Here is a 12,571-nt window from a genome sequence, read left to right as displayed (position 1 = left end):
GCGTGAGCGTATTGTTTCAGTACGAATACCCGAAAGAGTGTGTCCATTCGGTACCGTGTGAAGGCCGTGTAGCAGTCGTGTATATCGAAGATGAAATAGACCAGCGGAAATGAGTAAATGAACTGGTCTATCGAGTCGTGTTCGTCGTGGTCAAACCAAATTTCCGACACGACGCGTACGTCCGATTCCAGCCCAGCGAGCGAGGTTCGATCGTACAGTGGTGTCAAGTCGTACACGGGCCACTCAGCGTGCGAATGCTGAGCGATACGTCGAAAGACAGCTCCCCGAGCATCACGAGCCAACGCCACGCTCAGAAGTCCTCGGTGAAGACTCTCACCTCGCCTTCGTTGGTAATCCCGACATCAATATGATATCGTTATTTCTCTCGGTACCGGCCGAAGATATCCTTGCTCGGATGAACCATCCGACCGTCATAGATTCGGCGACCACGTCGCTTCTGTCGGCGTCGATTAGCACAGTCGTCGCCACCCTGTTCGGCTTGCCGCTCGCGTACTGGCTCGCACGCACTGACGGAGCTGTAACGAAGATAGTCCTCGTAGTCGTGGTCCTCCCGTTGGTACTCCCCCCAACGGTCGTCGGAATAGTGTTGCTCACTGTCTTCGGTCCCAGCTCGCCGCTCGGTGAAGCCGCGATTGCTGCTGGGTTCCCACTCACACGGTCGCTCGCCGGAGTAGTACTGGCTCAGACATTCGTCGCGTCGCCGTTCGTGGTCGTGACAGCAAAAGCGGCGTTCGAGAGCGTCGACCAGACGCTCGAATACGCCTCTCGCTCGCTCGGAAAGAGTCGATGGACGACCGCTCGCCATGTGACGCTACCTCTAGCTGGCCCGGGGATTCTCGCCGGCGTGACGCTTGCCTTCGCACGAGCGATCGGTGAGTTCGGCGCGACGATGATGCTGGCGTACTATCCACGGACGATGCCGGTCCAGATCTGGGTCGCCTTTATCGAACTCGGCCTGGATAACGCCTACCCAGTGGCGATACTGTTGGTACTGATTGCCTCCACGGCGCTGGTAGTTCTCAACACCGTCGCCTCGAACCCATGGGAATGACACTTGAACTCTCTCGACTGCGCAAAGCCTACGGCCAGTTCGACTTCGGCCCGGTGGACCTGACAGTCGAGGATGACGTGCTTGCCGTTCTGGGACCGTCCGGCAGCGGAAAGACGACGCTCCTCCCGCTGATCGCCGGGATCACCAGCCCCGATTCGGGATCGATTCAGCTCGATGGGCGAGAACTGGTTGGCTTACCACTCGAAGATCGACACGTGGGGATGGTCTTCCAGGAAGGAGCGCTCTTCCCACACATGACCGCCCGGAAGAACATCGAATACGCGGCCACAGCCAGCGAGCGCGTCGATGAGCTTGCGACGCTTCTCGAATTAGAGGACGTGCTCGATAGAAAGCCTCCGACCCTCTCCGGTGGAGAACGACAACGAGTGGCCCTTGCACGAACGCTGGCGACTGACCCGGACGTACTCCTCCTCGATGAGCCGTTGTCGAGTCTCGACGCGCCGATCCGGAAACGACTTCGGGACGAACTGCACAGCCTGTTCGAATCGCTTGAAAGCCCGATTCTATACGTCACGCACGATCAGCGGACGGCGACGTCACTCGGTGATCGAATCGCTCTCGTTCGAGACGGTGACCTCGAACAAGTGGGCTCGCCGTCGACTGTGCTCACCCGACCGACGAGCCGATTCGTCGCCCGTTTTACCGGTAACGAGAACCTCTTTGAGGGGACAGTGACCGACCGAACAGAAGACGGGGCGACGGTTCTGCTCGGTGATATCCAGTTCGAAACGACCGCATCGGATATCCATACGTCGACAGTGACAGTCTGTATTCATCCATCGCGGGTAGAGATCGAAGCCCCCTACGTTGCCGACGGTGACCGAACGGCAAATACCGTCACGGAAACGGTTGCTCGTTGGTTGAATGAGGGGAGCGAGTATCGGATCGATATCGAGATTGAAGCGGGATCGATCACTCTCACGGCGAACGTTCGTCCGCCGACGTTCGAACGGCTTGCGCTTGAGAACGGCTCAGAAGTCCAAGTGCTGATCCCGAAAGAGTCGATACATCTGATCCCAGAACGTGAATAGTTTCGAGCCAAATACTCACTGATTCGCGCCTGGTTAGGCATTCGTAGAGAGAACCATATGCATTGAGAACACCAGTCTCAACTTCTGAATCAGCTGGAGTACGCAGACGAACACGACATCAAGCACATAATCATGGGAAGCCACGGCCGCGAGGGCGTCTCGCGGCTCGTCCTCGTAAGTCTCGCAGAGAGCGTGATGCGACAAGCACCGATACCAGTGACGATTGTCCGATAGATCTGTGCGCCTCATACCGTCGGTCTGTTCAGGAAGGGGCCGTCTTTCTCGGAGCTATCTCACCGCTATTCTATTGGATGAGGGGGCAGGCAGCGGTCACGGCCGGGTAATAGGCTGAATGCACTACTAAGTCCTCACGTTGCAATTACACTAGATATGACGACTCCGGAGGATATCGAACGCTACCGTCGCAATCGCCAGGACGAAATCGACAGTGCGACGGTCTACACGGCGATGGTTGACGCCGAATCGCAACCACAGGTCGCAGAAGTCTACCGCCGGCTGGCCGACACGGAGCGAACCCATGCAGACTTCTGGACTGAGAAGATTCGAGAGGCCGGTTCCGATCCGGGAGAAGCCAATCCATCTCGGAGAGCCAGAGTACTGGCGTGGCTCGCTCGTCGATTCGGGCCGGGGCTGGTACTATCTTCAATGCAAGCCGGAGAGGCCATCGGTGGGAGTGACTATGTGACCCAACCGGAGGTCACGGGAACCGGGATGGCCGCCGACGAACGGTCACACGATCGTCTCCTGACGGTTATCGCGGAAACGCCTGGCCAGGGGGCACGGGGAGAGGTCCTCGCCCAGCTCGAAGGCCGCCACCGGGCGACTAGCGGCAACGCACTCCGTGCCGCTGTTCTCGGCGCGAACGACGGTCTGGTCTCCAACCTGAGTCTCGTGATGGGCGTCGCCGGCGCGGCACTAGATTCGACGGCGATTCTAATTACGGGTCTCGCCGGGCTCCTCGCTGGGTCGGGGTCGATGGCGATGGGCGAGTGGCTTTCCGTCCAGAGTTCTCGAGAACTGTATCAACGCCAGATCGGCATTGAGGCCGAAGAACTCGCCGAGGTTCCCGAAGAAGAGGCAGAAGAACTGGCGCTCATCTACGAGGCGAAAGGGCTCTCAAAAGAACGTGCCAGAGAGATTGCCGAACAGTTGATTGCCGACGAGGAGATGGCACTGGACACGCTCGCTCGTGAGGAATTAGGTATCAACCCCGAAGAGCTGGGCGGTTCAGCATGGGAAGCGGCCGCGACATCGTTCGTGCTCTTCGCGCTCGGAGCCATCGTCCCCGTCCTCCCGTACTTCGTGTTGAGCGGACTGGTTGCCGTCGGCGTGAGTCTCGTGCTGAGTGCAATCGCGCTGTTCGTCATCGGCGCCGGCATCACGCTTCTCACGGGACGGTCCGTGCTCTTTTCTGGATTGCGTCAGGTCGGGATTGGACTCGCTGCCGCGATCCTGACCTACGGTGTCGGGAGCCTGATTGGGGTGACGCTCGTTGGCTGACGACGGGTTTCGACGCGGGTGGTCGGAGAAGGCACGGCATCTAGGAAGCAGGCGCTTACCCGCTCAAACCAGCTAGCAGGAATATCCCATTCGAGTGCGTACGTCCGCTATGGAATTCGTTCGTGGTATCGAGGTCGCCGATAGAGTGTATCGATTCGGGACGCGCCGAATCAACTGGTACATCGTCGAGAAGGACGATGCGCTTACCGTCGTCGACACTGGCCTCTCCGGTCATTGGAACCTCTTGGTCGAAGGTGCCGAGGCGCTCGGACACATGGTATCCGACGTTGCGGCGATTCTCATCACCCACGGTGACCTCGACCATCTCGGCTTCGAGTAGCCGCTGACGCGCCAGTGTGGATCCACCCGGCCGATGTGCAGCGGGCGAACACGGTGTCCCGGTCGCTCCCACCGCTCGACATCCTGAAGGTACTCTGGAAGCCCCCGTCGTTCGCGTACTTCGTCGAAGTCGTCCGTTCAGGGGTCGGGTCAGTACCAGAACTCACGGCGTTCGAGATCTTCGAGGACGGCGACGAACTCGACGTCCATGGGCATCCAACGGTCATCCATGTCCCCGGTCATACGGCCGGACCCTCCGCGTTCTATCTCCCCGATTGAGATGTGCTCTTCTGCGGTGACGCCCTGATGACGTACAACGTGCGAACTGGCCGCCACACCGAACCAGCGCTGTTGCCACCAATACACTACGACGCCGAGAAGGCGCGGTCGTCGATACGGAGATTGGATTCCTGTGGCGAGGCCGTATTGTTGTCCGGACACGGTGAGCCTTGGGAGGGCCACATGAGGAACGTCGGGTAACAGCTGGCTCGGCGGGCCAATAACAAAGTCCGTTCACCGCGAAGTCTACTGAGAACACGAGAGGGGGGCTCGGAAGAATTCCCGCGCGCTCCAACACCAGTCCGATGAATCCAATCGAGAGAGGAAAGATCACGCTCGACGTGTGGCGGGCCAGAAGAGCAATCCGTGTAGAGATAGAGGCTCGGCAGCGACGACGGCTCGCTGAGATGCTCTCGTTTGCCCGGCGACAGTCACGGTTCTATAAGCGACACTACGCCGACGTCCCCGAGGTCAGTACCGACCTCACACAGTACCCGCCGGTGACGAAGCCGATGCTCATGAAGCACTTCGACGACGTCGTCACGGACACGGCGATTACCAAAGCCGAGATCGACGCGTTCGTGGCTGACGAGACGAAGATCGGCGAGCGCTTCCTCGGCACGTATCCGGTTTGGACCACGTCTGGGACGACAGGTGAACCGGGGGTGTTCGTCCAGGATGAGACCGCATGGACCATTGCAGACGTGCTGGGTGATCGGTGGATCGTGCCCGCAATGGTCAGCGTTTCGCCACTCTCCAGACTCTTCACGCAGAATCTCCGTACTGCACTCGTTGCCGTTTCTGGCGGACACTTCGCCGGTGCGGCCGGCCTCGAGATGATGCGCAGAGAATCCGCGCTCGGAGCACGGCGTCTCCGGCTCTTCTCTCCGAAACGTCCGATCGGCGACCTGGTTTCGGACTTGAACCAGTATCAACCTGCCATCCTCGGTGGCTACTCGACCGTCCTCGTCGAACTGGCGCGAGCCCAGCAGGACGGTCGTCTCGACATCAGCCCGGCACTCGTGACCCCGACGGCAGAACCCATCTCAGAGGCCCAAAAGCGAATCCTCAAACGGGCCTTCGATTGTGTTGTCCGAGAACTCTATGGGGCGACGGAATTCATCCCGATTGCCGTCGAGTGCGAACGCGGAAATCTCCACGCCAATACCGACTGGGTCGTGGTCGAACCGGTCGACGAGGACTATCAGCGGGTCGAACCTGGGACGCCGTCGGATACCGTCCTCATCACGAGCCTCTCGAATCGAGTGCAACCGCTCGTTCGGTACGATCTCGGGGATAGCATCACGATGTACGAAGAACGGTGTCCATGCGGGAGCGCATTCCCCATCATGGAGGTCGACGGACGGCAAGGAGACGTCCTCCAGTTCGAAACCGACGAGGGAGAGGAGGTCCCGATTTTCCCACTCGCACTCTCAAGCGTTGTCGAAGAAGTTCCGGGTATCCATCGAACCCAGATTATCCGCACAGCCCCCACAACACTTCAGGTCCGCTTTGATGTCACCCCTGCTGCAACCGAGGAGGAGGTCTGGAAACATATCGAGCGGGAACTCCAGTCGTTCCTTCGTACTCACGGGATTAACCACATAACCATCGAAGCAGTATCCGAACCTCCACAACGAGAGGAACGAAGTGGGAAGTTCCGGCACGTCTGGTCAGAATTAAAGAAGTAACTCACTCCGTTCAGTCGCCGTCTTGGGCATTCGATGTTGCTGAGTGAGTCAATGAGGAAATCATGCTCAACCACGAAGAGATTCGAGGACCGTATGCATTGAGAATCTCAGGCTCAACTTTTGCACTTGGTGCATTTGCCCTGTCGACAGCTATGACGGCGGCAGTGGCCGGTTCTACAGTAAAGAGTGCAAACGAGATATACTAGCAAGAACAAATCACGTAGGAACCTCTCCGTCTGGTATGAAGACTGACTGAGTCTCAGCGAAAAATCCACTGCCAGACGAAAAGATATCAATCAACACAAACAATGTTATAATTCACTGCAAGTACTCTTCAACAATATGCTCGCACTAATGGGGACGCCAGGAATCCAAGTCGGACCTGGACTCACATTTGAGTGTCTCATCGAAGGCCACGATCGAGCACGACCCCGGGACCGCAGAGCAAGAGAACGGGGTCAGGGGGGACGCCCGATGAAATGCTTATGTGAGGTCTGCAATCGCCCGGGTAACTGTGGGCGCCGTCGCTGTGAGAAGTATGCTGACGGGCGTAGACTGATCACTCAGACGGGAGCGAGCAACTGACAATGGACAACGACTCTACTGACCGTGATTCAGAACCCTTCGGCGCGCGGCCGGGCGACTTTGAGCGCTCGGGTCCCTCACGGGAGGCCATCTCTGAGAACCTCGACGACGAAGACGACGACTGGACCAGCGAGATCGGGATCGCGCTGGCTCTCATTGGTGTCATCCTCCTGATTGCTGGCTTGTTGTTCGCTGGCCTCGGTGGTTTCGGGGCTAGTGACGGCACTGGGGATGAAGGTGGGGCTGAACCCGCGACCAACACGACGAGCGCTTCGGAAGACCTTGAGGATGTCCAGGAAAGCGACGACGAGAGCGATACGGAGCCAGCGTCGCCTGAGAACGATACGGACGGCGCGGAGGGTGGCGAAGATCCGGGTGAACCCAACAACGAGACCGAACCGAACGAAACGGGGCCCCAGAACGAGACCGACAACACTGAACCAGGTAACGGAACTGGAAACGAGACCAACAACACTGAATCGGGCAACGAAACTGGAAACGAGACGAACGGACCCGAGCCACAGAATGAGACAGAGCCGGGCAACGCCATCAACGAAACTGAACCAGGCAACGAACCTGAGCCACAAAACGAGACCAACCAAACTGGAAATGGGACCAACCAACCTGAACTGGGATTAGGTATGATCACTATGATCTAGGTCATCGATCAGGCTGGTGTTCCTGTTGAGAGGAGCCGGTAACGGTGATCGCGTTGTCGGTCGTTTTCCAATCGAATCTCCAGCACTGTGCCAATAATGTCGAACGTCACTGAGAATATTACCTAGCCGAACAGTTCCTGAGTAAGGTCTCATCCGTATGGGATGAGACAACCGTCATGAGTGGAAATCCCACAGAGGAGGCGACATTGGCGAGGTGCGATGGTGAACAATGGAGAATTCGTTGCTCGTCTGTGGCCATCTCGAGAAGAGGCCGAAAAACGGAATCACAGCATACGGCGTTTTTGTGCTCAGAGGATGGCTGTCGGCCTCATCTAGGCCGACTTGCGGGCGATCGCCGAGCCCAATTTCACCGGTCGGCTACTCTCGATTGGGTTTCGGAAGGCGCCGCTTTGCTAGTTCCATTGGATCCTCATTAGTGAACGGCCGAAGCGAGACTGTGAAAGCCATCGTTTCGGGCTGAACCTGGTACTCAGGCAATGGGGTAGTCGGTGTCCCACCGACACCAGTCACTGCATGATCGAGGTTGAATCCGATCGATCCGCGCTCTTCGAGTTCGTACTGGTGATTCGCCTCATCTAGATTTGCGTACTGCTCGAGACTGACGTGCATCTCAGGATGTCCACTGGCCGCGATACCGACGCCATCGTCGTTCGAAACGGCAGCCCAGCGGGTCTCAGCCTTATTTCCGTTGTCCTGCGGTGGGAGATAGGGGACGTACTGCTCAGCGACCGACCCCGAGTATCGACCGACGCGTACGCCCCACTTGCGGTCAGGCATCGTCTCCTGGGGGCCGCGACCGTACCACTCGAACTCGCCGAACGATTCGGGCAGTTCAAGCTGGACGCCTACCTTGGGTAACCAGTCGCTGATCGCGCTCTGGAGTCGGTCATTGGGATCGGATTCGACATTAAGGACGATCTCGCCGGTCCCGAAGACCGCGTAGGTGTACCGCGTCGCGAATCCAGGCCCGTAGCCTTCGCCCTCAGCCTCCTCGAATTCATCAAGGTCGTACCACAGTACCGCGTTCTCCGGCGGTTCGTCGAATTCCGTCGCGAGTTCCTCATCATTGAGCGCAATGTCGTAGACGGCCACCGAATCGATCGTCGTTTCGGTGTAGCGGTCCTGATCAGCGTTCTGGCCGATCCGGACCGGCGCGCTGCTTGAGTCGATGTTTCCGACCGAATGGCTCTCGGTGGCCAACCGTTCGCCGTTGAGGTACAGCCGGAATTCGTCGTCAGCACAGACGCCTGCGAGTGTGTGCCACCCTTCACGAGCCTCGTTGGGGATCGGCGCCTGCATTGAGACCCAACCATCATCGTAGACGAAAAACTCGAAGGCATCGCCGCCAGCGGTCTTCAGCGCGTATTGGTAGTCACCCTTGGCGACCAACGGACCGTGCTCAGCGTCGTCGATTCCTTGGAAGGTGACCTCAAGGGTGAATCCCGGCTCGGTGAAATCGAGGGCATCGGGCGTACCGACCTCAATGTAGTCGTCCTCTCCATCCAGCGCAACCGCGCTGCCGGAAGCGCCCTCAACGATCTCAGGACCGCCTCGGAGTACGCCGTCAGCCTCCGTTGAAGACCCATCAGGTGTGACAAGCCCCTCGTCTTCGGCGGTTCCCTCTGCGAAGCCTTCGACAGTGACGCGAGCAAGTGCGTCCTCCGGTTGATCGACATCGATCGACTCGACAACGTGGTTCAGATCGTTGAGCCCGGCATCGTACCAATCGGGCGCCTGTGCGCCGCCCCATTCCTGAAGTTCGTTCATGATCGGCGCACGCCAGGCGTTCAGCAGCGGGCCCCGATCAAGCAACTCGGTTCCATTGTACTCCATTGAAGCGAGCGTCCCGAGCCCCGTGTCGAAGACATACTCAAAGCCCTCACCGCCGACCGTGATCCTCTCGTCGGATTCCGAGATCGACAGCGCTGGCATGTCCTCTGTACTCTCGGTTTCCGGATCGGGGACGTCGAACGGTACCGCAAACTGCTCGAAGGCGACCTCGTGGCCGGCGTCGGCATAATCGGTCGCCTCGGTGAGACAAGCCGAGATATCGAGCCAATACTCGACGCCTGCCTCGAGGTCGGGTTCTTCGAAGGGGACGGTGACAGAGTAGGTCTCGCCTGGCGGGACGTCGAGATCGAGCTCGCCCGACTCGACAGTTTCGTCGTCGGCGGTCAGCTCCCACGTCACGTCCAACTCGTCGAGGTCGGTAAACCCGAAGTAATTTGTAACATAGATCTCGCCGTTCTCGACCGCGCGCGCAGCGAAACCGACAGGCTGGTGGCTCTTCTTGAGTTCCCACATCTCGGGCTGTGGGGTGCGATCCGACCAGAGGGTACCGTTGAGACAGAATGCCCCATCGGGCCCTTCGAGATGATAGAACTGAAACGGTTCGCCGTCCTCGGTCTTGTCGTTCAGGTCTTGGTTTACCCAATCCCAGATCCACCCACCCTGTAGACTCTTATCGCGCGCGAGCTCGGCGAAGTCGTACGACAGCGTCGCGTCTCTTGGCGAAGAATACTCATCTCCATCGGGGACGACGTCGTAGAGGGCCACCGAATCGAGCGTGACGCCCGTCTCGTTATCGGTATTGGGATCGCCGGCGATCCACAAGTCACTACTGGCCTCAAGGGTATCGCCCGAATGATCCTCAGCACCCGCCTGCTCGTCGTTGACGTATAATCGCAGTTCGTCACCCGTGTAGACGCCCACAAGGGTGTGCCAGCCATCTCCGATCGGCACAGACGCCGAGACTGACACGTCGCCGACTGAGAACTCAATCTCGCCGTCGGAGACCGCCAGCGCGTAGCCATCGGCGACAACGAGCGGAGTCCCATCAGTTATCTCCCGGGCGACAATTTCAACGGTAAAGCCCGATTCGGAAGACGCGATTTCCTCGACGCCGAGGACCTCGATGTGATCCTCGCCGTGGAAAACGATCTGGCCGTCGCCAGTGACCTCTGGATTGCCGATGAGGACGCCGTCGTTTTCACCCGCACCGTCGCGTGCCTGGCGGACTGGGGGCTGGATATACTCGGACCACATCTTGTGAATTAGCCCGAGACTGTTGCCCATCGCGTGGTTATACTCACCCATCATTACGGGCCGCAGGCCATCGCCAAGCCCGGACCCGTCGCCCTCGCTCACCATCCCATCGGGCATGGGATAGCGCGGCCCGAGCATGTCGCTATAGTCGATGGTCCAGCCGCCGCCGTTAGGCTGGTGGTAGAGCTGGCGGGTGGTATCGACTCCGCGAGGCTCGAGGTCGAGCTCCTCGCCAACACGATCTGCGTCGTCGGCCCCTGAAAGGTGGTGAGCCTCGAAAGTATCGGGGATTCTGTCTGCGTTCTCCTCGCCGAGATTGTAGGCAGCCATCGCGAGGTGTGGTGGACCCGTACCGGCCTCGTTGCCCGTCGAGTAGACGAACACGGAGGCGTGATTCTTGTCGCGCTGAACCATGCGTCGCCACCGGGCAAGGATCTGCTCGTCGAATATGTCGACGTTGGCGGCCATCTGTTCCCACCAGTGAGTCTCGACGTTGATTTCGTCTTGAACGTAGATCCCGTACTCGTCGGCTAATCGGTAGAACGACGGATCATTGGGGTAGTGAGAGGTCCGCACAGAGTTGACGTTGAACCGTTTCATGACCTCGAAGTCCGTCCGCAAGGTCTCGATTGGGACGTACCGACCGTAATCGGGGTCGGTTTCGTGGCGGTTCACCCCCCGGATGTTCATCGGCTCACCGTTAACGTGCCACGCGGAACTCAGCTCGCCGCGCTCGCCTTCATATGCTCGGAATCCGACCTTCTCAAGCAGTACTTCGCTGGGATCGTCCTTGTTTTCAGACGTGCCAATTGGTACGAGTTCCAGAACCAGTGTGTACAGTGTTGGGTCCTCTGCAGACCACTTCTCCGGGTTGCTTACCTCGGTTTCGAGCGAAACGTGGGCTCCATCAGCGTCAATTCTGGCTAATCCAGACAGCGTTGCGACCTCTCGACCAACTGACCCACTTTTCGACGAACTGCGACTGGAGGCTTTGGATGGGCTTCTACCCGCGTCACCTGCAGGTGGCCCACGACCTGAGAAATCATTAGACCGATTGTGGCCCGGTCTGTCGTCCGGTGGGCCGCGTCCGGGCGTTTCCTCGGGTGGACCGCGTCGGGGTCCATCTGAATCAGGCGCATAAAGACATCCTCGAAGCTCGTATTCACCGGTTTCCTCGCTGTTGTTCGTGAGTTCGGCGTCAACTCGCAGCGTTGCGTCCTCGTACTCGTCGTCAAGGTCAGTCCGAACAAAGAAATCGCGCACATGAACCGCCGGCGTTGAGTACAGAGAGACGCTCCGGAAGATCCCTGAGTAACGGAACATGTCCTGGGTTTCGATCGCTTCGCCGTCCGAGAAGCGATATACTTGTAGAGTAACGTCGTGTGTCCCACCAGGTGTGACGTATTCAGTGACGTCAAATTCGCCAGGCGTCATCGACCCTTGATGGTAGCCAACGTATTGGCCATCGATCCAGACGAAATACGCCTGTTTCACGCCGGCAAAATGGAGGAATGTCTGGCGACCGTCCCACTCGGCAGGTATATCGAACGAGCGACGGTAGACACCAACTGGGTTATTTTCTAGAGGAACCTCCTCAACGGGGTTCGCGTCGGAAGGGGGATCGTAGTGGTTCCACGTCAAGTCGGTATTGATGTACAGCCGTTGGCCGAACCCTTGGGTCTGCCAACTGCTCGGCACGGCGATTTCATCCCAGTCGATATCATCGTGAGAATCTGGAACCGACGCATAGTTCTCATACCGTTTGAATCGCCAGTCTCCGTCGAGTAACTGGAAATAAGGAGAGTGATTGAATCGCGTCTCTAAGCATTCGTAGGGAGAATCCGAGTCGATGGCCTGATCGGTTGATTCGAATGGGACAGTCGTCGTAACGTGTGGCGGTTCGTGGTTTTCCTCAAAGACTGCTGGATCGTCAATGTACGACGAGAGCGTTCCCTCGTCGATCCTACCCGGAGGGAGAGTAGATAGAGTATTCGGCGATCCTACGGCGGCTCCAATGGTACTCCCGGTAGCTACTGTTGCCAGACCGGTCACCTGCAGGAATCGCCGCCGAGAGGTCGAGAATCGGTGCTCTACTGGTCCGTCCTCTGTCGAATCATCCGTTCCACTCATATTTTTGTCTTGTTTCCGCATATAATTATGAGTCTGTTAACATTTGATGGTGTTAATATTTCCATACAACATTAAAATTCTTATGAGACTACTTAATAATAATGTACAAGGAATGGTATGCCTGAAAGAGCACTTCACTACTTGATGCATCGACTGGCTACCACCGTAGATAAACTG

The 12,571-nt window shown here is 58.1% G+C and carries 8 protein-coding genes and 1 pseudogene; 8 read left to right on the top strand and 1 reads right to left on the bottom strand.

Features of this window, described 5'->3' with window-relative positions; translation table 11 throughout:
- Positions 1–367: 367 nt before the first annotated feature.
- From HAPAU_RS16720 to HAPAU_RS16685, 8 genes and pseudogenes are all read left to right on the top strand, one after another.
- Positions 368–1,072 carry an ABC transporter permease gene (locus tag HAPAU_RS16720; RefSeq protein WP_066385054.1) on the top strand — a complete coding sequence of 235 codons (705 nt, stop codon included), beginning with the start codon at positions 368–370 and terminating at the stop codon, positions 1,070–1,072.
- Positions 1,069–2,124 (top strand): ABC transporter ATP-binding protein, encoded by a 1,056-nt coding sequence (locus HAPAU_RS16715; protein WP_066385052.1) that lies wholly within the window; start codon positions 1,069–1,071, stop codon positions 2,122–2,124. Before HAPAU_RS16720 ends, HAPAU_RS16715 begins: the two co-directional genes overlap by 4 nt.
- A 93-nt stretch (positions 2,125–2,217) precedes the next feature.
- Positions 2,218–2,358, top strand: a pseudogene (locus HAPAU_RS20280) (universal stress protein); the annotation flags it as partial.
- A gap of 156 nt (positions 2,359–2,514) precedes the next feature.
- Positions 2,515–3,645, top strand: a complete 1,131-nt coding sequence (locus tag HAPAU_RS16705) for a VIT1/CCC1 transporter family protein (RefSeq protein ID WP_066385050.1) — start codon at positions 2,515–2,517, stop codon at positions 3,643–3,645.
- Positions 3,646–3,754: 109 nt separating this feature from the next.
- The gene (locus HAPAU_RS16700; protein ID WP_066385049.1) at positions 3,755–3,985 is read left to right on the top strand and encodes an MBL fold metallo-hydrolase; all 231 of its coding nucleotides are present in this window, start codon (positions 3,755–3,757) and stop codon (positions 3,983–3,985) included.
- A gap of 53 nt (positions 3,986–4,038) precedes the next feature.
- Positions 4,039–4,263 (top strand): hypothetical protein, encoded by a 225-nt coding sequence (locus tag HAPAU_RS16695; RefSeq protein WP_157078525.1) that lies wholly within the window; start codon positions 4,039–4,041, stop codon positions 4,261–4,263.
- Positions 4,264–4,670: 407 nt separating this feature from the next.
- Positions 4,671–5,954 carry a phenylacetate--CoA ligase family protein gene (locus tag HAPAU_RS16690; RefSeq protein WP_066385046.1) on the top strand — a complete coding sequence of 428 codons (1,284 nt, stop codon included), beginning with the start codon at positions 4,671–4,673 and terminating at the stop codon, positions 5,952–5,954.
- A 587-nt stretch (positions 5,955–6,541) separates the two neighbouring features.
- Complete coding sequence (locus HAPAU_RS16685) at positions 6,542–7,198, top strand: hypothetical protein (protein ID WP_066385044.1); 657 nt, start codon at positions 6,542–6,544, stop codon at positions 7,196–7,198.
- Positions 7,199–7,576: 378 nt separating this feature from the next.
- Here HAPAU_RS16685 and HAPAU_RS16680 read toward each other — a convergent pair whose 3' ends face one another.
- Positions 7,577–12,394: a beta-galactosidase small subunit-related protein gene (locus tag HAPAU_RS16680; protein WP_084383845.1), complete on the bottom strand. Its 4,818-nt coding sequence runs from the start codon at positions 12,392–12,394 to the stop codon at positions 7,577–7,579.
- Positions 12,395–12,571 lie beyond the last annotated feature (177 nt).

It is taken from the genome of Halalkalicoccus paucihalophilus (assembly GCF_001593955.1).
Classification (GTDB): Archaea; Halobacteriota; Halobacteria; order Halobacteriales; family Halalkalicoccaceae; genus Halalkalicoccus; species Halalkalicoccus paucihalophilus.
Note: the sequence above shows the minus strand (reverse complement) of the source record. Positions and strands in the feature narration are given on the sequence as shown.